This window comes from Streptomyces sp. SKN60 (genome assembly GCF_026236535.1).
Taxonomy (GTDB): Bacteria; Actinomycetota; Actinomycetes; order Streptomycetales; family Streptomycetaceae; genus Streptomyces.
Genome location: NZ_JAHTMW010000037.1, coordinates 16,704 through 36,526, shown reverse-complemented (window position 1 = coordinate 36,526; position 19,823 = coordinate 16,704). Strand labels below are relative to the sequence as shown.

Genomic DNA, 19,823 nt, shown 5'->3' with positions numbered 1-19,823 from the left:
TTCGTCCCGCAGGGCGGGACGGGTGGGCACACGGGACGGCGCCCATGCGGGCGCGTTCCGCACCTGCGCCTGGACCCGCACCACGAGCGCGGCGCCCCCGTGTGCGGGCACAGGCGCGGAAGCCTAGGCCCGGCAAGGGGCGCCGTCCGTTGTGCCCACCCTCCCCCTAGGGCTTCGCCCTGGGGGGGACCCCCAGCCCCTGCGGAACGTATGCCCACAACGAACGGCAGGCCCCGCCTAGGAGCGCGCAGGCTGCTCCGCTGGCAGCACGTCCTTCGGGAGGTCGTCCGGGAAGTCGCCGAGGGCCGCCACCGCCTGCTTCGCGCGCGGCGCCAGCAACGGCGAGAAGTGCGGGTTGGTGCGCAGCGCCTCCGCGAGGTGGCGGCGGGCCGGGCTCAGATCGCCCAGGGCGCGTTCGATCTCGGCGCGGTGGTACGCGAAGAGGGCGCTGCGCAGGCCCTCGTCGGTGGCGCGCTTCGCGTAGTCCAGGGCCTCCTTCGGCTCGCCCGACCGGTACAGCGCCCAGCCCAGCGCGTCCGCGACCCGCACCGAACGGTGCCCGCCCGCCCACGCCGCCCGCAGCCGCCGCACCGCCGCCGCCGGCTCGCCGTGGTCCGCGTCGAGGAGGCCGAGCTCGACCTCGGCGTCCGGCCAACGGCCCGCCCGTAGCCGCGCGTACAGCGCCCGCGCGTCCTCGTCGCGGCCGAGGGACTCGTCCAGTTCGGCCGCTTCGAGCAGATACCCGGGCAGCGGCAGGCGCCCGATCGCCGCCCGCCAGTCCCGTACCGCCTCCTCGGTCCGCCCGAGCGCCGCCCGCGCCCGCGCCCGCCCCGCGAGCGCCGGCCCGTGGTCCGGTACGAGCCCGAGCGCCGCCCCGTACTGCGCCAGCGCCTCCGCCGGCTCGCCCCGCTCCCACGCCAGGTCGCCGAGCCGGGACAGCGCGACCGCCTTCTCCGCACCCGTCTCCGCGAGCGCCACCGCGTCCAGGGCCGCCGCGCCCGCGTCCTCGCGCCAGCCGCGGTCGCGGTACAGCTGCGCCGAGCGGCCGCTGACCGCCGCGCCCGTGTGCAGCTCGGCCAGCTTCTCGGCGGCCTTGCCGGCCGCCTTGTAGTCGCCGAGACCGTTGTACGCGTCGATCAGCACCGGGTACGCGGACCAGCGCTTCGGGTCCGCCTTCCGCACCCGCTCGCCCCACGTCCGGCCCGTCGCCCAGTCGCCGCGCGCGTTGGCGAGCGCCGCCAGGCCCACCTGCGCGTCCAGGCTCCCGGGCGCCCGCTTCAGGGCCGCCTCGGCCCGCGGCAGGTCCGCCGGGTCGGCGCGGCGCAGCGCCCGCTCCGTGTAGGCCGAGCCGAGCACCGCCCAGGACGCCGCGTCACCGGGGTGCCCCCGCAGCCACTTCTCCCGGTCTCCGATCAGCGCGACCAGGTCCGGCAGCGCCGCCTGCGCCCCCGAGGTCGCCGCGTGCGCCGCGCGCTCGGCGGGACCGGGCGGGGGCGGCGCGGACCGGCCGGCCAGCTCGGGCACGTACAGCAGCGCCGTCGCGGCGAGCACAGCGCCCACGCCCGAGGCGAGGACCGTCCGCGACACGTTCTCGGGTCTCATGGCGCACACTGTGCGCCCGCGACGGGCCGTACGAAGAGCACATCAGCGCCCGCTCCCCGGCGGGTTCACACCGATGGCCCCGGGTGCCACGCTGGACCCATGGACGATCTTCACGAGAGGCTCCACACCCTGCACACCCGCCTGCGCGCCGGACTCCCGGCCGAGGCCGTGCTCACCGACCCCGACGTCACCGCCTCCTACGCCCGCGACATGGCGAGCTTCTGCACGGCCGGCACCCCCGCGGCCGTCGTGCTCCCGCGCACCGTCGAACAGGTGCGGCACATCATGCGCACCGCGACCGAACTGCGCGTCCCGGTCGTCCCGCAGGGCGCCCGCACCGGTCTGTCCGGCGCCGCCAACGCCTCCGAGGGCTGCATCGTGCTCTCGCTCGTCAAGATGGACCGCATCCTGGAGATCGACCCGGTCGACCGGATCGCCGTCGTCGAACCGGGCGTCGTCAACGCCGTGCTGTCCCGCGCCGTCGCCGAACACGGCCTCTCCTACCCGCCGGACCCCTCCAGCTGGGAGATGTGCACCATCGGCGGCAACATCGGCACCGCGTCCGGCGGTCTGTGCTGCGTGAAGTACGGGGTCACCGCCGAGTACGTGCTCGGGCTCGACGTCGTCCTGGCCGACGGGCGACTCCTGCGCACCGGCCGCCGCACCGCCAAGGGCGTCGCCGGATACGACCTGACCCGGCTGTTCGTCGGCTCCGAGGGCACCCTCGGCATCGTCGTCGGCGCCGTGCTCGCGCTCAAGCCGCAGCCGCCGGCGCAGCTCGCGCTCGCCGCCGAGTTCCCCTCGGCGGAGGCCGCCTGCGCGGCCGTCTGCTCGATCATGGAGCGCGGCCACACTCCCTCACTCCTGGAACTGATGGACGGCACCACCGTCCGGGCCGTCAACAAGCTCGCCCACATGGGTCTGCCCGACACCACCGAGGCGCTGCTGCTGTGCGCCTTCGACACCCCCGACCCGGCCGCCGATCTGGCCGCGGTGGCGGAGCTGTGCCGGGCCGCCGGGGCGACCGAGGTCGTGCCGGCCGAGGACGCCGCCGAGTCCGAGCTGCTCCTCCAGGCCCGTCGGCTCTCGCTCACCGCTCGGGAGACCATCAAGACGGCCACGATGATCGACGACGTGTGCGTGCCGCGCACCAAGCTCGCCGCCATGCTCACGGGCACGGCGGAGATCGCCGCCAAGTACGGGCTGACCATCGGGGTCTGCGCGCACGCCGGCGACGGCAACACCCATCCCGTCGTCTGCTTCGACCACGCCGACGAGGACGAGTCGCGCCGGGCGCGCGAGTCCTTCGACGAGATCATGGCGCTCGGCCTCGCGCTCGGCGGCACGATCACCGGGGAGCACGGGGTGGGCGTGCTGAAGAAGGAGTGGCTGGCCCGGGAGCTGGGGCCGGTCGGCGTGGAACTGCAGCGCGGGATCAAGGAGACCTTCGACCCGCTGGGCCTGCTGAACCCCGGCAAGCTGTTCTGAGCCTCCTGAGCCTCCTGAGCCTCCTGAGCCTCCTGAGCCTTCCGGGTACGAGTACGCGTACGGGCACGGCGACGGGTTGGGGGCCCCGTCCCGTACGAAGCCGATGCGGCGCTCACAGCTCGCCGTCGCCGGACTCGTCCGCCGGCCACGGGTCGCGCAGCCACAGCTCGTCCGCCACCACGGTGGCGGCGAGCAGCTCGGCCAGGCCGTCGTCGATGCCGAGCTGCTCGGTCTCGGTGCCCGGCGGGACCGCGCGCAGGGTCCGCTCCAGCCACGCGGACACCTGCGCCGACGGCGCCTCCAGGAGCGCGTCGCCGTCGGGGGAGGACAGCGCCATCAGGATGACGTTGCGGCCGTCGACCTTCGTCGGCCAGATCCGCACGTCCCCGTGGCCGCACGGCCGGAAGACGCCCTCGACGAGCAGTTCGCGGGCGAACGTCCAGTTGACCGGGTGCTCGGAGCCGATGTGGAAGGTGATGTGGACGGCGTACGGGTCGTCCACGCGGTAGGCGAGCCGGGCCGGGACCGGCACCGAACGCTCCGGGGACAGGACCAGCTTCAGCTCCAGCTCGCGCTCGACCACGTTGTTGTTGTCGGTGTTCTGCATGGCGTTCTGCCTCTCCGCTCGTGATGCCCGGGGTGGGCCTTCACCGGGAGAGAGAGGGGTCGGGCCGGTTCATTACGCGACTTCGGGAAATTTTCTGAGGAATTTTTTCCAGGCTTCGTGGGTAGGGCCCGAGGATCACGGTGAGTGACGAAAATCCGGGTCTGTCGCTCGAAGGCGGGCTTTCTGGTGGGCTCCTTCTCCCTGCGGCGGCGTTCTTCGTTACTGTCCTCCCTGGGACGCGGCGCGGTAGGCGAGGACACCGCGCGGCCCGGGCGGATCAACGGCGTTGTGACTGAACGGAGTCGGGGCAGTGGCTACTCCACCTGGAGGCGGCGGAGAGGTACCGCAGGCGGGCTACTACCCGGACCCGTCGATTCCCGGGTACATCCGCTTCTGGAACGGCGGCGCGTGGGTGCCCGGTACGAGCCGGCCCGCGCCCAAGGAGGGCGAGACGCCGCCCGCGCCGCCCGCACCGGTCGCCCCGCAGGTGGCGCCGAGCCCGGCCCCGGCGCCGCAACTCCCGGCGGCCCCCGCGGCCCAGGCCGTCCCGGCCCTCCCGGCCGTGCCGGCCGTCGAGGAGACCGGCCCGGTCTTCTTCGACGCCGAACCGGAGCCCGCCGCGGCCGCTCCCCAGGAGCCCGCCTCCGCGTGGCAGGCCAGCACCTCCCGGCAGACCGGCTTCGGCGGCGAGCGCGACCAGAAGGTCTCGTGGGGCGTCCAGGACGAGCCGCAGCCTGCCGCCCCGGCGGCCACGGCGTCCGCTCCCGCCGCCGACCCGCGCGCCGCGGCCGCCTGGCCGGCCGCCGGCGGACCGGAGACGCCCGCAGCGCCCGCCGCGTCGGGTGGCGGGGTCTCGATGCGCCGTGACCCGGCGACGGCCGTCGCGCCCGTCGAGGACGCCGCCCCGGAGGCCCCGGCCACCCCGGCGCCGAGCCCCACCCCCGCCGCCCCCGCCTGGCCGGAGGCCGGCGGCACCGTCCCCGAGCAGCGCCCCGCGGCCACGCCGGCTCCCGCCGCGGCTCCCGTCGCCCCGGCCGCGCGCCTCGGCGGAATGCCCGTCACCCCCGCGCCCGCCCCGGCCGCGTGGAGCCCGCAGCCCGCGCACCCGGCCGTCCCGGCGCCGGCCCCGGCGCCCGTACCGACTCCGGCTCCCGCGCCCGCCCCCGTACCGCCCACACCCACGCCCGCCGCGCAGGACCCGCAGCAGCCCGTCGTGCCGTGGAAGCCACCCGTCGAGGACGTGTTCCAGGCGGCGGCGCGGGCGCAGGCGGCGGCCCGGCCCGCCGGGCTCGGGCGGCGGCTGCTCGCGCGCCTCGTGGACGGCGTGGTGCTCGGGGCGCTGGTCGGCGCCGTCTCGTACCCCTTCGTGACCGCCGCGATCGCGCACATCGACGAGAAGATCGAGGCCGCCCGGCAGACCGGCGTCACCGTGCAGGTGTGGCTGCTCGACGGCACCACCTCCGTGCAGTTCGGCATCGTGCTCGCCGCGTTCCTCGTCCTCGGCACGCTGTACGAGGCGCTGCCCACCGCCAAGTGGGGGCGCACGCTGGGCAAGAAGCTGTGCGGTCTGGAGGTCCGGGACATCGAGGGGCAGCACCCGCCGACCTTCGGCGCCGCGCTGCGCCGCTGGCTGCTCTACGGGGTGCTCGGACTGCTCGGCATCGGCGTGCTCAACGTCCTCTGGTGCCTCTTCGACCGCCCGTGGCGCCAGTGCTGGCACGACAAGGCGGCCGGCACCTTCGTCGCCCGCTAGGTCCTGTCCGGAAAGTCCCGCCTGGCTCGCGGCGCCTGGCACGCACGCTCGCCGCGTTGTCGTCGGTCGCCATGGCAAGCCATGTCTCCCTCCTCCGCCTTGCGATCGCACGCACCAGACACCGCGAGCCCTGCCCTGCGGGCAGACGACGCTACTTTCCGGACAGGACCTAGGGCCGGCGTCGCCCGGTAGGGCCAGCCCGGATTGCGGGGGTCCGGTGCCCGGGGTGCACTGCCCCCATGAGCAACGACCAGCCGCCGCCGCCCCCCGGTCAGCCGCCGCCCGACGAGGACCCGTTCCGCAAACGGCCTCCACAGGAACCCTCGCAGGAGCCGCCGCAGGAGCCTCCGCAGGGGCCGCCGTCGGGGAGCCCGTACGACCGGATGCCCCCGCCGCCCCCCTCGTACGGCGGTGGCGGAGGTGATCCGTACGGCGGCGGAGGACCGTACGGAGGAGGCGGCGGAGGGCCCTACGGCGGGGGACCGTACGGCGGGACCGATCCGCTCTCCGGGATGCCGCCGCTCGCCGAGTCCGGCAAGCGCATCGCCGCCCGGGTCATCGACTGGCTGATCATCGCCGTGCCGCTCGCGGTCATCGGCATCCCGTTCAAGGTCTACGACCGGGCCGGGGACGGCAACGACTGGGACGACACGGTCAACAGCCTCAACGGCGGCGGGCAGCTGGTCTTCCAGCTCATCACGATCGTCGCGTATGTCGCGTACGACGCCGTCATGGTCGCCAAGGGCGGCCAGACCCTCGGCAAGAAGTGGCTGAAGCTGCGGGTCGCGATGCTCAACGACGGCTCCACGCCGTCGATGAACGCCTCCCTGATCCGCTCGGTCGTGCTGTGGCTGCCGGCGCTGATCTGCTGCGCGTGTCTGTGGCCGCTGATCCTGCTGATCCTCATCCTCGTGGACAAGCCGTACAAGCAGGGCCTTCACGACAAGGCGGCGAAGACGGTGGTGGTGTCCGTCCCGCAATAGGGGCTGATGGGGGGGGTACGAGCCCTTACGAACCGATCCGGGTGTCCGCACCCGCGCCCACGGGCGCGGCGGGCACCCGGATCGCTGTTTCCTCGGCCACATTGACAACGGTCGCCGCCGGGGTCTTGACGTGCCGCGCGCGCACCGGCATCGTCACCGCAACCAGCACACCCAGGAACAGGCCCGCGGCGCAGACGACCGCGATGCCGAGGGTCGTGGGCGTGCCGGCGAGCAGCAGCAGGGCGACGGTCGAGAGCACGACGGTGGCCGAACCGGTGGCGTACTGTGCGGCGTTCGGTCGCTGCATGGCGGTTACCGTCCCTCGGGGGCGCTGGGCGAGTGCGACTCTACGACGGTGGATGCCCGGCCGCAGGGGAACTAAGCGTGACCTAACCCACGCCGCGATGCACGGGGGGCGCAGGGGCGCACGGTCACGTCGCATATGCGGGCGACGGAAGTTCGTTCGATGTTCGACTATCGGAAATGTGATCCCGCATAGTGCAGTTGGCCTGTCCAAGTCAAGGTCTGTCTTTTCTGCTTCAACTCCGGTCGAATGTCGTCACTTGTGACGCGTCACCCGTCCGGCGGACACCCCACCATCGATCTGCCGTGCGAGGTGCGCCTGGGGAGGACAGAAACAAGTGACCAACAGACGACGGGCGTTCCGCGCGTCCGCGATCGTGGTGGCCCTCGCCGCCACTGCCGCGACCGCCTCGACCTTCACCGCGTGGGCGGACGAGACCACCCCCGCGCAGGCCGCCACCGCGGCCCGGGCGAACGCCGCTGACAAGACCACGGTCGACCACGACCTGGCCGGTCCGTACAGCGAGCAGCAGGCCAAGCAGCGCCAGGCCGCCATCGAGCAGGTGCTCAACGGCGAAAGCAAGGTCGAGAGCCGCAACGGCTCCAAGGTGGTCAAGCTCGACGACAAGAAGTACGTCGAGCTGGCCCGCGAGAAGACCGACCAGATCTTCACCATCCTCGTCGAGTTCGGCGACCAGGTGGACAACACCACCCTGGTCGACCGCAAGGACGACGACACCACCGAGCTCAAGCCGAAGTACGGCGGCGTGCCCGGCCCGCTGCACAACTCCATAGCCCAGCCCGACCGGTCGAATGACAACTCGACCGCGTGGCAGGCGGACTACAACCAGCAGCACTTCCAGGACCTGTACTTCGGCACCGGCAAGGACAAGAAGGGCCAGCCGAAGCAGTCCCTGAAGACCTACTACGAGAAGACCTCGTCCGGCCGCTACTCGGTCGACGGCGCGGTCTCCGACTGGGTCAAGGTCCCGTACAACGAGGCCCGTTACGGCTCCAACTACTGCGGCCAGACCAACTGCGCCAACGTGTGGGACACCGTGCGCGACGGCCTCGTCGCCTGGAACGCCGACCAGAAGGCCAAGGGCAAGACCGACGCCGAGATCAAGGCCACGCTTGCGCAGTACGACAAGTGGGACCGCTACGACTTCGACGGCGACGGCAACTTCAACGAGCCCGACGGCTACATCGACCACTTCCAGATCGTCCACGCGGGCGAGGACGAGTCGGCCGGCGGCGGCGTCGAGGGCACCAACGCCCTGTGGGCCCACCGCTGGTACGCCTACGGCACGGACGCCGGCAAGACCGGCCCGGCGAACAACAAGTCCGGCGGCACCCAGATCGGCAACTCGGGCATCTGGGTCGGCGACTACACGATGCAGCCGGAGAACGGCGGCCTCGGCGTCTTCGCCCACGAGTACGGTCACGACCTCGGTCTGCCGGACCACTACGACACCGCGGGCGGCGAGAACTCGACCGGCTTCTGGACCCTGATGTCCTCCGGTTCCTGGCTCGGCACCGGCAAGGACTCGATCGGCGACCTCCCCGGCGACATGAACGCCTGGGACAAGCTGCAGCTCGGCTGGCTGAACTACGCCAAGGTCAACGACTGGCAGCGCGGCACCAAGACCACCCACAAGCTGGGCGTCTCGGAGTACAACACCAAGCTGCCGCAGGCGCTCCTCGTCGAGCTGCCGAAGAAGGCCGTCACCACCGACATCGTCGCTCCGGCCGAGGGTGCCACCCAGTGGTGGAGCAACATGGGTGACGACCTCAAGAACACCCTGACCCGCTCCGTCGACCTGACCGGCAAGACGTCCGCCTCCCTGGAGCTCCAGGGCTGGTACGACATCGAGCTGGACTACGACTACCTCTACACCGAGGTGTCGACGGACGGCGGCGCCAACTGGCAGGCCGTGGACGGCACCGCCGACGGCGTGGCCATCCCGAAGGACGCCTCCGGCGCCCCGGCGCTGACCGACGTCTCCGGCAAGCACAAGAAGCTCGTCTACAACCTGGACGCGTACGCGGGCAAGAAGTTCGACCTGCGCTTCCGCTACCAGACGGACGGCGGCGCGGGCGGCAAGGGCTTCACCGCCGACGCCATCACGCTGACCGCCGACGGTGCCGCCGTCTTCTCGGACAACGCCGAGAACGGTGACAACGGCTGGGTCGGCAAGGGCTTCTCGCGGGTCGGCAAGGGCTTCACGAAGGAGTACGAGCAGTACTACATCGCGGAGAACCGCCAGTACGTGTCGTACGACAAGACCCTCAAGGTCGGCCCGTACAACTTCGGCTGGACCGGCGACAAGGCGAGCTGGGTCGAGCACTACGCGTACCAGAACGGTCTGCTGATCTGGAAGTGGGACCTGTCCCAGAAGGACAACAACACCTCCCAGCACCCGGGCCAGGGTCTGGTCCTCCCGATCGACTCGCACCCGAGCCCGCTGAAGTGGCGTGACGGCACCCTGATGCGCAACCGCGTCCAGGCGTACGACTCGCCGTTCACCATCGCCCGCACCGACGGCTTCCAGCTGCACAGCAAGGACGTCGCCACGTGGGTCCCGTCGCAGGCCGGCAACCCGGTCTTCGACGACAAGAAGGGCGTCTACTGGTACGCCGAGAACCCGCGCGCCGGTGTCCAGGTAACTGACACCAACACCAAGATCCAGGTCGTGAAGGAGCCGAAGGACGGCCAGACCGTCACGGTCCAGGTCGGCCCCTCGGTGAAGTAAAAGCTAATTCTCCTGCGTCTTCGCAGGTCAGAGCATGATCGGCCGTCGCCCTCTAGCGGGCGGCGGCCGATCGTGTTTAGGTGCGTCTACGGCCGATGGCCGTCCGACCTTATTGACAGTAGTTCCACGGGGGAGTGGTTCCGTATGCCCAACGGAGGGTTCTGCAGACTGCCGGGAGGCAGTGTCGTCGTCGCCATCGGACTGCCCAGCCCGGCCGGCGACGGGGCCACCGTGCGCTTCCTGGTGCACGCGGCGAACCGGGCCCGCGCCCTGACCAGGCTGCGGAACCTGGGGCTCCGCGCGGTCTACCTCCGCGGCAACGCCGAGCCGCCCACCCCGGACGAGATCACGGCCGTGCTGCACCACCCGGACGGCATGCTCTGGCGCGGCTGCCCCCAGGAGCTGTGGCACCCGATACGGTCCCTGCCGAAGGCCCCGGCGGCCTGAGCCTCCGGGGCGCTACGGGGCTACGACCGGGTCGCTACGGGGCGACGACCGGCTTGCCGGTCAGCTCGACGCCCGCCGCGCGCAGCTCGTCCAGGGCCCGGTCGGTGGACTCCTTCGCGACCCCGGCCGTCAGATCGAGCAGCACATGGGTGCGGAAGCCCTCGCGGGCCGCGTCCAGGGCGGTCGCCCGCACGCAGTGGTCGGTCGCGATGCCGACCACGTCCACCTCGGTGACCTTGCGGGCGTGCAGCCAGTCGGCGAGGGTGCTGCCGTTCTCGTCCCGGCCCTCGAAGCCGCTGTACGCGGCCTCGTAGGCGCCCTTGTCGAAGACCGCGTCGATCGCGCCGCTGGCGACGGCGGGCGCGAAGTTCGGGTGGAACCCGACGCCCTCGGTGCCGGCCACGCAGTGCCGCGGCCACGAGGTCAGATAGTCCGGGTGGTCCGAGAAGTGCGGACCCGGCTCCACGTGGTGGTCGCGGGTGGCCACCACGTGCTGGTACCCGGCGCCGCCCGCCGCCCCGATCAGCTCGGTCACGGCGGCGGCGACATCGGCGCCCCCCGCCACCGCGAGGCTGCCGCCCTCGCAGAAGTCGTTCTGAACGTCCACAACGATCAATGCGCGGTGCATGGCGGGTGTCCTTGCCGGGAAGGGGCGGGCGGGGTCGGTTTCGAGCCTAGAGACTTCCCCCGCCGGGCGGGAGGGGACGCCGGAAGGGGTTACAGGTATTCGGTCGGCAGCACCGGCTCGCCCCGCGACAGCTGGATCGCCGACATCGGGAGCGCGGCGCGGGCCGCGATGTGCCGGGCGCGGGCGGCGTCCAGGGGCTCCCGGGCCACCACGTCACCGCCCTTGACCAGCTCGACCAGCAGCTGCCGGTCGACGAGCTCCGGCGGGACCTGGCCGGTGCCGACGACCTCGGCCTCGGCCACCCCGGCGGCGTCGGTGCGGCGGGCCGCCCACTTGCGGCCGCCGATGGAGGCCTTGCCGCCCACCGACTTCTTCGCCACCGGCGTCAGCGGCGCCTTCGGATCGGCCGAGGAGGCCCGGGCGACCAGCTTGTAGACCATGGAGCAGGTCGGGTGACCGCTGCCGGTGACCAGCTGGGTGCCCACCCCGTACGCGTCGACCGGCGCCGCCGCCAGCGAGGCGATGGCGTACTCGTCGAGGTCCGAGGTCACCACGATCTTGGTGTCCGTCGCGCCCAGCTCGTCCAGCTGCGCCCGCACCCGGTGCGCGACGAGCAGCAGGTCGCCGGAGTCGATGCGTACGGCTCCGAGCCCGGGCCCCGCCACCTCGACGGCGGTACGGACGGCCTCGGCGACGTCGTACGTGTCGACGAGCAGCGTGGTGCCGTTGCCGAGCGAGTCCACCTGGGCCCGGAAGGCGTCCCGCTCCGAGTCGTGCAGGAGGGTGAAGGCGTGGGCGGAGGTGCCCACGGTGGGGATGCCGTAACGGAAGCCCGCGGCGAGGTCGGAGGTGGCCTCGAAGCCGCCCACGTACGCGGCCCGCGAGCAGGCCACGGCGGCCAGCTCGTGGGTGCGCCGGGCGCCCATCTCGATGAGCCGGCGGCCGCCCGCGGCGGCCGACATCCGGGAGGCGGCGGCCGCGATGGCCGAGTCGTGGTTGAGGATCGAGAGGATCACCGTCTCCAGGAGCACGCACTCGGCGAAGGAGCCCTCCACGCGCAGGATCGGCGAGCCCGGGAAGTACACCTCGCCCTCGGGGTAGCCCCAGATGTCGCCGGAGAAGCGGTAGCCGGCGAGCCACTGGAGGGTCGGCTCGTCGACGATGCCCCGCTCGCGCAGGAAGCCGAGCACGCCCGGGTCGAAGCGGAAGTTCTCGACCGCGTCCAGGACCCGTCCGATGCCCGCCACCACGCCGTAGCGCCGCCCCTCGGGCAGCCGGCGGGTGAAGACCTCGAAGACGGACCGGCGGTCCGCGGTGCCGGCCCGGAGGGCCGCCTGGAGCATGGTCAGCTCGTACTGGTCGGTGAAGAGCGCGGTCGACGGCACGTCCACCGGGAGCCCAAGGTCCGCAGCGTTCATGTGACGAATGCTAGCGGGTATTCGTCAGTTTGACGAATACCCCCGCTCCGGCGGGACGCGGCGGGGGTGACCCGTTTGTGCGACGGGCCGGTAAGGGTGGCAGCATGGGACAAGTGAGCGTCGCGCCTATCGAGATCGAGCAGACCCAGTCGGCCGAGGAGGTCTCCGCCGTCGTCGAACCGGACGTGCCGTGGGTGACCCTCGTGCACAACGACCCGGTGAACCTGATGAGCTATGTCACCTACGTCTTCCAGGCGTACTTCGGCTACTCCAAGGACAAGGCGCACAAGCTGATGCTCGACGTGCACAACAAGGGCCGCGCGGTGGTCTCCAGCGGCACCCGCGAGGAGATGGAACGGGACGTGCAGGCGATGCACGGCTACGGCCTGTGGGCGACCCTCTCCCAGGACCGCGGCTGATGGCGGGGCGATTCGAGGCCGTTCCGGGCGGCGGCGCGGCCGTCGCGCTCGACGAGGTCGAGATCTCCATCCTGCGCTCCTTCGCCGTCCAGCTCATGGAGCTGATCGGACCCGGCGACGAGCCGGCCGAGGACGCGGACCCGCTGGCCGCGCTGTTCGCCGAGGGCCCCAGCGAGCCGCCCGCCGACCCGGCGCTGCGCCGGCTCTTCCCCGACGCGTACGGGGACGACACCGACGAGCTGCGCCAGGCGGCCGCCGACTTCCGCCGCTACACCGAGAACGACCTGCGGGCCCGCAAGCGCGACGACGCGCACGCGGTGGTGCGCAGCCTCGACGCGCTCAGCACCGACGCGGCGGGGGAGGGCGGCGGCATCCTCAAGCTGACCGCCGACGAGTCCCGCGCCTGGCTCGGCGCGCTGAACGACCTCCGGCTGACCATCGGCACCCGCCTGGAGGTCACGGACGACGACGAGAGCGAGGACCTGTACCGGCTCCCGGACGACGATCCGCGCAAGCCGATGGTGATGGCGTACCTCTGGCTGGGCGCGCTGCAGGAGTCGCTCGTGGACACCCTGCTGCGGTAGGCGTAGCCGTCCCGACGTGTTCGCTCAGCGGACGCTCAAATCCGGATAACGAATACGTTATGCAAGTGCCCTTCTTGCTCTGTTGAGTCCCTTTTCTCTGCTCTTTCGAGTGGTGTGGGTCACGCGCACAACGGTCGATCACGGTGAACCCCGTGATAAATCTTCACGACCACCCGGGGGCGCCACCCCTGTCCCCGGGGGCGCTGGGACCGGCTGACCGCCGGTAGCACTCCATTCCACATCCGGGGGGATCAGGACCTGATCCGCAGCACGGACGGCCGAGCCGGCCGGTGCGCGGATCAGCATGGAGAAAGGGCGCACCACCATGACCTCAGTGCAGGTCGACAAGCAGCACGACGGCAATGAGGCCGCGGACACCGCAGCCGGCGAGGGCTATCACCGGGCACTCGGCGCACGTCAGATCCAGATGATCGCGATCGGCGGCGCCATCGGCACCGGCCTCTTCCTCGGCGCGGGCAAGGGCATCTCCATCGCGGGACCCAGCCTGATCCTCGCGTACGCCGTCGCGGGCCTCGTCATCTTCTTCATCATGCGGGCGCTCGGCGAGCTCCTCATGTACCGCCCGGTCTCGGGCTCCTTCTCCGAGTACGCCCGCGAGTTCATCGGCCCCTTCGCGGGCTTCGTGACCGGCTGGACGTACTGGCTCTTCTGGGTCGTCACCGGCATCACCGAGGTCACCGCCGCCGCCACCTACATGACGTACTGGTGGGACATCCCGCAGTGGCTGTCCGCCCTCGTCTTCACGGTGATCCTCTACGCCGCCAACCTGATCTCGGTGAAGCTCTTCGGTGAGCTCGAGTTCTGGTTCTCCATGGTCAAGGTCACCGCCATCGTCGGCATGATCCTGATCTGCGCCGGCATCCTCACCCTCGGCTTCTCCGACGCGGGCGACACCGCGTCCGTGACGCACCTGTGGGACCTGGGCGGCTTCTTCGCCGGCAAGGACGGCATCTTCTCCACCCTGATGACCCTGCAGATGGTCATGTTCGCCTTCCTCGCCGTCGAGCTGGTCGGCGTCACCGCGGGCGAGTCCAAGGACCCGAAGACGGTCCTGCCGAAGGCCATCAACACCGTGCCGTGGCGCATCGCCGTCTTCTACGTCGGCGCGCTGATCATGATCCTGTCGGTCGTGCCGTGGACCGAGTTCCAGCCCGGCGTCTCCCCGTTCGTCGCGGCCTTCGAGAAGATGGGCCTGGGCATCGGCGCCGCCATCGTCAACTTCGTGGTCCTGACCGCGGCCCTGTCCTCCTGCAACTCGGGCATGTACTCCACCGGCCGGATGCTGCGCGACCTCGCGCTCAACGGTCAGGGCCCGAAGGTCTTCACCCGGCTGACGAAGAGCGGCACCCCGCTGGTCGGCACCACCGTCTCGGCCGCGCTGATGATGGTCGGCGTCTGGATCAACTACCAGTGGCCGGGCGAGGCGTTCAACTACGTCGTCTCCTTCGCCACCATCTCCGGCATGTGGGCCTGGATCGTCATCCTGATCTGCCAGATCCGCTACCGCCTCAAGGCCGACCGCGGCGAGCTGCCCCAGTCCTCCTTCAAGGCGCCGGGCGGCATCTGGTTCAGCGCCTTCTCGCTCGCCTTCATCGGCATGGTCATCACGACGATGGCGATGGACAAGGACAACCGCGTGGCGCTGTACGGCGCCCCGGTGTGGGGTCTGATCCTGGCCGTCTCCTACCTGGTGCTCAAGGCCCGCAACCCCGAGGGCGCCGCGTTCACCAAGAAGGTCTGACCGGCTCCGTACGGCGCTGACCTGCACGGTCTCAGCATCCGGGCCGTCTCGTACCGAATCTCGGTACGGGGCGGCCCGTCTGCTTATCCTGTCGGCATGCTGACCATCACCCGAGCCCTGTACGACCAGATCGTGGAACACGCCCGCGCGGACCACCCCGACGAGGCCTGCGGCGTGGTCGCGGGGCCGGCCGGCAGCGGCCGCCCCGAGCGCTTCATCCCGATGCTGAACGCGGCGCGCTCGCCCACCTTCTACGAGTTCGACTCCGCCGATCTGCTCAAGCTCTACCGCGAGATGGACGACCGCGACGAGGAGCCGGTGATCGTCTACCACTCGCACACGGCGACCGAGGCCTACCCGTCCCGTACCGACATCTCCTACGCCAACGAGCCGCAGGCGCACTACGTGCTCGTCTCCACCGCGGACGCCGACGGCGCGGGCCCCTTCCAGTTCCGCTCGTACACCATCGTCGAGGGCGTGGTGGAGGAGGAAGAGGTCAAGGTCGTCGAGGCGTACGAGTAGCAGCCGGTCCAGTGGTCGAACGCGATCAGTCCGCGATGTGAGATCACATTCCGGAACCCGGACCGGGAATCGATACGATGAGCGCATGGTTATCCACGACGTGAGCGAAGAGACGCCGGGCACCCCGCTGCTCGTGGCGCGGCTGCACGTCGACCTGTGCCGCCTCGCCAGCGCGATGTGTCCGCCGCGCGCCGCGCTCTGAGCGACCGACCACCGCACGGCCCGAGCGCACCTCCCGCACCATCCCCCTTCCGCGCGGGGGCCCGGACGCGCGCCCACCACGCCACATCGCCGCCACATCGCACGCCGCCACAACGCCCACGCCGCACCGCCCGCCGCCACTCCGCCCCTCCGAAGGAGCCCACGCCATGGCCATCGAGGTCCGCATCCCGACCATCCTCCGCACCTACACCGACGGCGCCAAGGCCGTCGAGGGCAAGGGCGACACCCTCGCCGAGCTCTTCGCCGACCTGGAGACGCGGCACGCCGGGATCGAGGCCCGCATCGTCGACGGCGGCAAGCTGCGCCGCTTCGTCAACGTCTACCTGAACGACGAGGACGTGCGCTTCCTCGACGGCATCGAGACCAAGCTCGCCGACGGCGACAACGTCACCATCCTGCCGGCCGTCGCCGGCGGCATGGTCTGAGCGGACCGGTCCACATGCGCTACGACTCCCCGCTGGCGGCGGTCGGCAACACGCCCCTCGTCCGGCTGCCGCGCCTGTCGCCTTCGGACGACGTCCGGATCTGGGCCAAGCTGGAGGACCGCAACCCCACCGGCTCGGTCAAGGACCGCCCCGCGCTCCACATGGTCGAGCAGGCCGAGAAGGACGGCCGGCTCACCCCCGGCTGCACCATCCTCGAACCCACCAGCGGCAACACCGGCATCTCGCTCGCCATGGCGGCCAAGCTCAAGGGCTACCGCATCGTGTGCGTGATGCCGGAGAACACCAGCGAGGAGCGCCGCCAGCTGCTCGCCATGTGGGGCGCCGAGATCATCTCGTCCCCCGCCGCCGGCGGCTCCAACACCGCCGTCCGGGTCGCCAAGGAGCTCGCCGAGCAGCACCCGGACTGGGTGATGCTCTACCAGTACGGAAACCCGGACAACGCGGGCGCCCACTACGCCACCACCGGCCCCGAGATCCTCGCCGACCTGCCCTCCATCACGCACTTCGTGGCGGGCCTCGGCACCACCGGGACCCTCATGGGCGTCGGCCGCTACCTGCGCGAGCACAAGCCCGACGTCAAGATCGTCGCCGCCGAGCCGCGCTACGACGACCTCGTCTACGGCCTGCGCAACCTCGACGAGGGCTTCGTGCCCGAGCTGTACGACGCCTCCGTGCTCACCACCCGCTTCTCCGTCGGCTCCGCCGACGCGGTCACCCGCACCCGCGAACTCCTCCAGCTGGAGGGCATCTTCGCGGGCGTCTCGACCGGCGCCGCCCTGCACGCGGCGATCGGCGTCGGCAAGAAGGCCGTCAAGGCCGGCGAGAGCGCCGACATCGCCTTCGTCGTCGCCGACGGCGGCTGGAAGTACCTGTCGACCGGCCTCTACACGGCCGCGACGACGGAAGAGGCGATCGAGACGGTCCAGGGCCAGCTCTGGGCCTGAGCCCCCGGCCCGCGCATCCCGGCTAACGCGCCAGATGGCGGACCTGGTCCCACACGACCGGGTCCGCCGTTCCCACTCTCCGGCGGAACTCCCACACCGGCACGTCCCGCAGCTCGTCCGTCTCCAGGAAGCTCGGCCGCCCCTGCGCGTCGCCCACCGAGCCCGGCGGCAGCGCGATCACCCCCGGCCGCTCGTCGTGGTACTTGCTGGTGATCTTCGCGACCAGGGCGTTGTCCCCGCGCAGCGCGAGCACCAGACACGGCCGGTCCTTTGACCCCGGCCCGTCCTCGAAGGGCACGTCCGCCCACCAGATCTCGCCCGGCCGCGGCAGCCGTTCCGGCGCCGGCCCGCGCGGCGCCGTCCGCTTCGGCCGTCCCGGCGGACGCGTACGGCCGGCCGGCCGGCGGCCCGAGCGGCGCCATCCGTCGGCGAGCGCGACGACGAGTGCGAGCACCACCACCGCGACGAGCGCGGGCCACCACGACATGTCCATACCTCAAGACCGTACCGTCGCGCACGCCGCGCCGCCGGGGCGCCCCGCCATCCATCCGAACCGGTGACAGAGCCCGTGAGTTCCCCCACAACGGGCCGCCACGGAGGAGCGACCGGCCGCCACGCGCCGTACTCTCGACAGACCGCACGACCTCCCCGCCAGCAGCGCGCTTTCCGCACCCGTCCACGGAGGTTCACGCTCCATGAAGCTCACCGTCGTCGGCTGCTCCGGGTCGTTCCCGTCCGCGGAATCGGCCTGTTCGAGCTACCTCGTAGAGGCCGACGGCTTCCGGCTGCTCCTCGACATGGGCAACGGCGCCCTCGGCGAGCTGCAGCGCCACATCGGTCTGTACGACCTCGACGCGATCTTCCTCAGCCATCTCCACGCCGACCACTGCATCGACATGTGCGGCTACTTCGTCGCCCGCTACTACCGCCACGACGGCGGCCGCTGCCCGGCCCTCCCCGTCTACGCCCCCGAGGGCGCCGAGCAGCGCCTGACCACGGCGTACGCGGACATCCCCACCCCCGGCGCGATGGGCGAGGCCTTCGACTTCCGCACCCTGAGCTCCGGCAGCTTCGAGATCGGCCCCTTCCAGGTGCGCACGGAGAAGGTCCAGCACCCGGTCGAGGCCTTCGGCATCCGGATCGAGCACGGCGGCCGCTCGCTGACCTACTCGGGTGACACCGGCGTCTGCGACGCCCTCCACGAGCTGGCCGACGGCACCGACCTCTTCCTCTGCGAGGCCTCCTTCACCCACGGCAAGGAAGACATCCCGGCCCTCCACCTCAACGGCCGCGAAGCCGGCGCCCACGCCGCCCGCGCCTCCGTCGGCCGCCTCGTCCTCACCCACATCCCCCCGTGGACGGACGGCGAACGCAACCTGGCCGACGCCCGCGAGGTCTTCCACGGCCCGGCGGAACTGGCCCGCGCGGGCGCGGTGTACGAGATCTGAGAGCGCGCGGACATACGGCCAGGGGCCCGGAACCATACGGTTCCGGGCCCCTGGTGCGTACGGGAGGAGGCTCACGCCTTGGTGAGGTCCTCGAGCTCCTCGTCGGGCTCGCGGCCCGGGGTCATGATGTTGAACTTGACGATCGCGAAGCGGAAGACCACGTAGTAGATCGCCGCGAAGACCAGACCGATCGGGATGATCAGCCACGGCTTGGTGGCGTACGTCCAGTTCAGGAAGTAGTCCAGCGCACCGGCGGAGAAGGTGAAGCCGTGGTGCACGCCGAGGGCCGAGGTGATGACCATCGAGGCGGCGGTGAGCACCGCGTGGATCACGTACAGCAGCGGCGCCAGGAACATGAAGGCGAACTCGATGGGCTCGGTGATGCCGGTGACGAAGGAGGTCAGGGCGAGCGAGAACATCATGCCGCCGACGACCTTGCGGCGCTCGGGGCGGGCGGCGTGGGTGATCGCCAGGGCGACGGCCGGCAGGGCGAACATCATGATCGGGAAGAAGCCCGACATGAACTGGCCGGCGGCCGGGTCACCGTGGAAGAAGCGCGGCAGGTCGCCGTGCCAGACGGCGCCGGTGGAGTCGGTGAAGGAGCCGATCTCCTGCCAGGCGACGGTGTTCACGAACTGGTGCATGCCGATGGGGAGCAGGGCGCGGTTGATGGCGCCGAAGATGCCGGAGCCGGCGGCACCGAGGCCGGTCATCCAGTTGCCGAAGTCGGTGATGACGCCGCCGATCGGCTCCCAGAGGAGACCGAACAGCACGCCCATCAGGGTGCCGACGAAGGCCATGAGGATCGGGACGAGCCGGCGGCCGTTGAAGAAGCCGAGCCAGTCGACCAGCTTGGTGCGGTGGTACCGCTGCCAGACGACGGCGCCGAGCAGACCCATGATGATGCCGCCGAAGACCTTGGGGTCGTTGTACGTCGCGGCGACGTCGACACCCTCGTTGGCGGTCGTGTTGACGACGGCCTCGGTGACCGGGAACGCCTTCAGGACGCTCTGGTAGACGAGGAAGCCGACGAGGGCGGCGAGGGCGGTGGAGCCGTCGGCCTTCTTGGCGAAACCGATCGCGATGCCGACGCAGAACAGCAGCGGCATGTTGGCGAAGACCGCGTCTCCGGCATTGGCGAAGACCGTGGCGACCTTGCCCCAGCCGAGACCCTCGGCGCCGAAGACGTCAGGCTGGCCGAGACGGAGCAAGATACCCGCGGCCGGCAGCACGGCGATCGGCAGCTGCAGGCTGCGACCGACCTTCTGCAGGCCCTGGAACAGGCCGGATCCGCGCTTCTTCGCGGGAGCGGCGGCCTGGGCGGTGGCCGTACTCATCAACTTCCTCCAGTTGGGCAAGGCGCCGCCAGAGGACAGTGAAAGGGGGTGACGGCGGCGTCTCGTGGAACGCGGTGGTCTGGACCGCGTGGTCTACACCAATGAGTGGTGTAGACCAGTTGTAGCACGTGAGACTTAGATAAGGAACCTGTGAATT

20 protein-coding genes are annotated in these 19,823 nt (G+C 71.3%); 13 read left to right on the top strand and 7 right to left on the bottom strand.

The window, feature by feature from the left end; translation table 11 throughout:
- Nucleotides 1–237: 237 nt before the first annotated feature.
- Nucleotides 238–1,602 carry a tetratricopeptide repeat protein gene (locus tag KV205_RS35180; protein ID WP_265869097.1) on the bottom strand — a complete coding sequence of 455 codons (1,365 nt, stop codon included), beginning with the start codon at nucleotides 1,600–1,602 and terminating at the stop codon, nucleotides 238–240.
- A gap of 99 nt (nucleotides 1,603–1,701) precedes the next feature.
- Here KV205_RS35180 and KV205_RS35175 point away from each other — a divergent pair, with 99 nt between their 5' ends.
- Nucleotides 1,702–3,090, top strand: coding sequence for an FAD-binding oxidoreductase (locus KV205_RS35175; protein ID WP_265869096.1), 1,389 nt, complete (start codon nucleotides 1,702–1,704; stop codon nucleotides 3,088–3,090).
- 112 nt (nucleotides 3,091–3,202) lie between these two features.
- Here KV205_RS35175 and KV205_RS35170 read toward each other — a convergent pair whose 3' ends face one another.
- Nucleotides 3,203–3,697: an SsgA family sporulation/cell division regulator gene (locus KV205_RS35170; RefSeq protein WP_265869094.1), complete on the bottom strand. Its 495-nt coding sequence runs from the start codon at nucleotides 3,695–3,697 to the stop codon at nucleotides 3,203–3,205.
- A 310-nt stretch (nucleotides 3,698–4,007) separates the two neighbouring features.
- Between KV205_RS35170 and KV205_RS35165 the strand changes: the two genes are divergently transcribed.
- Together KV205_RS35165 and KV205_RS35160 are read left to right on the top strand one after the other, a co-directional pair.
- Nucleotides 4,008–5,450 (top strand): RDD family protein, encoded by a 1,443-nt coding sequence (locus KV205_RS35165; protein ID WP_265869093.1) that lies wholly within the window; start codon nucleotides 4,008–4,010, stop codon nucleotides 5,448–5,450.
- Nucleotides 5,451–5,689: 239 nt separating this feature from the next.
- Complete coding sequence (locus KV205_RS35160) at nucleotides 5,690–6,433, top strand: RDD family protein (protein WP_265869091.1); 744 nt, start codon at nucleotides 5,690–5,692, stop codon at nucleotides 6,431–6,433.
- Nucleotides 6,434–6,458: 25 nt separating this feature from the next.
- On the opposite strand, the gene KV205_RS35155 is transcribed toward KV205_RS35160, so the two are convergent.
- Nucleotides 6,459–6,740: a hypothetical protein gene (locus KV205_RS35155; protein ID WP_265869089.1), complete on the bottom strand. Its 282-nt coding sequence runs from the start codon at nucleotides 6,738–6,740 to the stop codon at nucleotides 6,459–6,461.
- A gap of 334 nt (nucleotides 6,741–7,074) precedes the next feature.
- Here KV205_RS35155 and KV205_RS35150 point away from each other — a divergent pair, with 334 nt between their 5' ends.
- Nucleotides 7,075–9,489, top strand: a complete 2,415-nt coding sequence (locus KV205_RS35150) for an immune inhibitor A domain-containing protein (protein ID WP_265869088.1) — start codon at nucleotides 7,075–7,077, stop codon at nucleotides 9,487–9,489.
- 144 nt (nucleotides 9,490–9,633) lie between these two features.
- Complete coding sequence (locus tag KV205_RS35145; protein ID WP_265869087.1) at nucleotides 9,634–9,936, top strand: hypothetical protein; 303 nt, start codon at nucleotides 9,634–9,636, stop codon at nucleotides 9,934–9,936.
- Between the two features lie 34 nt (nucleotides 9,937–9,970).
- Here the strand turns inward: KV205_RS35145 and KV205_RS35140 are convergent, their stop codons facing one another.
- Both KV205_RS35140 and KV205_RS35135 read right to left on the bottom strand, forming a co-directional pair.
- Nucleotides 9,971–10,564: an isochorismatase family protein gene (locus KV205_RS35140; protein ID WP_265869085.1), complete on the bottom strand. Its 594-nt coding sequence runs from the start codon at nucleotides 10,562–10,564 to the stop codon at nucleotides 9,971–9,973.
- 89 nt (nucleotides 10,565–10,653) lie between these two features.
- Nucleotides 10,654–11,982: a nicotinate phosphoribosyltransferase gene (locus tag KV205_RS35135; protein ID WP_265869083.1), complete on the bottom strand. Its 1,329-nt coding sequence runs from the start codon at nucleotides 11,980–11,982 to the stop codon at nucleotides 10,654–10,656.
- Between the two features lie 104 nt (nucleotides 11,983–12,086).
- On the opposite strand from KV205_RS35135, the gene clpS reads away from it, so the two are divergent.
- The 7 genes from clpS (at nucleotide 12,087) to KV205_RS35105 (ending at nucleotide 16,881) form a co-directional block, all read left to right on the top strand.
- On the top strand, nucleotides 12,087–12,401 hold the full coding sequence (clpS, locus tag KV205_RS35130; protein WP_265869081.1) for an ATP-dependent Clp protease adapter ClpS: 315 nt from the start codon (nucleotides 12,087–12,089) through the stop codon (nucleotides 12,399–12,401).
- Nucleotides 12,401–12,985: a DUF2017 domain-containing protein gene (locus KV205_RS35125; RefSeq protein ID WP_265869079.1), complete on the top strand. Its 585-nt coding sequence runs from the start codon at nucleotides 12,401–12,403 to the stop codon at nucleotides 12,983–12,985. Before clpS ends, KV205_RS35125 begins: the two co-directional genes overlap by 1 nt.
- A 325-nt stretch (nucleotides 12,986–13,310) precedes the next feature.
- On the top strand, nucleotides 13,311–14,747 hold the full coding sequence (locus KV205_RS35120) for an amino acid permease (RefSeq protein WP_265869078.1): 1,437 nt from the start codon (nucleotides 13,311–13,313) through the stop codon (nucleotides 14,745–14,747).
- 96 nt (nucleotides 14,748–14,843) lie between these two features.
- Nucleotides 14,844–15,269, top strand: coding sequence for a M67 family metallopeptidase (locus KV205_RS35115; protein ID WP_265869077.1), 426 nt, complete (start codon nucleotides 14,844–14,846; stop codon nucleotides 15,267–15,269).
- A gap of 85 nt (nucleotides 15,270–15,354) precedes the next feature.
- Nucleotides 15,355–15,471 carry a putative leader peptide gene (locus tag KV205_RS36640; protein ID WP_370413010.1) on the top strand — a complete coding sequence of 39 codons (117 nt, stop codon included), beginning with the start codon at nucleotides 15,355–15,357 and terminating at the stop codon, nucleotides 15,469–15,471.
- Between the two features lie 166 nt (nucleotides 15,472–15,637).
- Nucleotides 15,638–15,916, top strand: a complete 279-nt coding sequence (locus KV205_RS35110; protein WP_265869076.1) for a MoaD/ThiS family protein — start codon at nucleotides 15,638–15,640, stop codon at nucleotides 15,914–15,916.
- 14 nt (nucleotides 15,917–15,930) lie between these two features.
- Entirely contained in the window at nucleotides 15,931–16,881 is a 951-nt protein-coding gene (locus KV205_RS35105) for a PLP-dependent cysteine synthase family protein (protein ID WP_265869075.1), read from the top strand.
- A gap of 22 nt (nucleotides 16,882–16,903) precedes the next feature.
- Here the strand turns inward: KV205_RS35105 and KV205_RS35100 are convergent, their stop codons facing one another.
- Complete coding sequence (locus KV205_RS35100; protein ID WP_265869074.1) at nucleotides 16,904–17,374, bottom strand: type II toxin-antitoxin system PemK/MazF family toxin; 471 nt, start codon at nucleotides 17,372–17,374, stop codon at nucleotides 16,904–16,906.
- A gap of 202 nt (nucleotides 17,375–17,576) precedes the next feature.
- Between KV205_RS35100 and KV205_RS35095 the strand changes: the two genes are divergently transcribed.
- Nucleotides 17,577–18,329, top strand: coding sequence for an MBL fold metallo-hydrolase (locus KV205_RS35095; RefSeq protein WP_265869073.1), 753 nt, complete (start codon nucleotides 17,577–17,579; stop codon nucleotides 18,327–18,329).
- A gap of 71 nt (nucleotides 18,330–18,400) precedes the next feature.
- Here the strand turns inward: KV205_RS35095 and KV205_RS35090 are convergent, their stop codons facing one another.
- Entirely contained in the window at nucleotides 18,401–19,666 is a 1,266-nt protein-coding gene (locus KV205_RS35090; protein ID WP_265869072.1) for a PTS transporter subunit EIIC, read from the bottom strand.
- Between the last annotated feature and the right edge of the window lie 157 nt (nucleotides 19,667–19,823).

Coding starts and splice junctions, on each gene's coding strand:
- KV205_RS35180 (WP_265869097.1), bottom strand. CDS start 1,602: ATGAGACCCGAGAACGTGTCGCGGACGGTCCTCGCCTCGGGCGTGGGC.
- KV205_RS35175 (WP_265869096.1), top strand. CDS start 1,702: ATGGACGATCTTCACGAGAGGCTCCACACCCTGCACACCCGCCTGCGC.
- KV205_RS35170 (WP_265869094.1), bottom strand. CDS start 3,697: ATGCAGAACACCGACAACAACAACGTGGTCGAGCGCGAGCTGGAGCTG.
- KV205_RS35160 (WP_265869091.1), top strand. CDS start 5,690: ATGAGCAACGACCAGCCGCCGCCGCCCCCCGGTCAGCCGCCGCCCGAC.
- KV205_RS35155 (WP_265869089.1), bottom strand. CDS start 6,740: ATGCAGCGACCGAACGCCGCACAGTACGCCACCGGTTCGGCCACCGTC.
- KV205_RS35145 (WP_265869087.1), top strand. CDS start 9,634: ATGCCCAACGGAGGGTTCTGCAGACTGCCGGGAGGCAGTGTCGTCGTC.
- KV205_RS35140 (WP_265869085.1), bottom strand. CDS start 10,564: ATGCACCGCGCATTGATCGTTGTGGACGTTCAGAACGACTTCTGCGAG.
- KV205_RS35135 (WP_265869083.1), bottom strand. CDS start 11,982: ATGAACGCTGCGGACCTTGGGCTCCCGGTGGACGTGCCGTCGACCGCG.
- clpS (WP_265869081.1), top strand. CDS start 12,087: ATGGGACAAGTGAGCGTCGCGCCTATCGAGATCGAGCAGACCCAGTCG.
- KV205_RS35125 (WP_265869079.1), top strand. CDS start 12,401: ATGGCGGGGCGATTCGAGGCCGTTCCGGGCGGCGGCGCGGCCGTCGCG.
- KV205_RS35120 (WP_265869078.1), top strand. CDS start 13,311: ATGACCTCAGTGCAGGTCGACAAGCAGCACGACGGCAATGAGGCCGCG.
- KV205_RS35115 (WP_265869077.1), top strand. CDS start 14,844: ATGCTGACCATCACCCGAGCCCTGTACGACCAGATCGTGGAACACGCC.
- KV205_RS36640 (WP_370413010.1), top strand. CDS start 15,355: ATGGTTATCCACGACGTGAGCGAAGAGACGCCGGGCACCCCGCTGCTC.
- KV205_RS35110 (WP_265869076.1), top strand. CDS start 15,638: ATGGCCATCGAGGTCCGCATCCCGACCATCCTCCGCACCTACACCGAC.
- KV205_RS35105 (WP_265869075.1), top strand. CDS start 15,931: ATGCGCTACGACTCCCCGCTGGCGGCGGTCGGCAACACGCCCCTCGTC.
- KV205_RS35100 (WP_265869074.1), bottom strand. CDS start 17,374: ATGGACATGTCGTGGTGGCCCGCGCTCGTCGCGGTGGTGGTGCTCGCA.
- KV205_RS35095 (WP_265869073.1), top strand. CDS start 17,577: ATGAAGCTCACCGTCGTCGGCTGCTCCGGGTCGTTCCCGTCCGCGGAA.
- KV205_RS35090 (WP_265869072.1), bottom strand. CDS start 19,666: ATGAGTACGGCCACCGCCCAGGCCGCCGCTCCCGCGAAGAAGCGCGGA.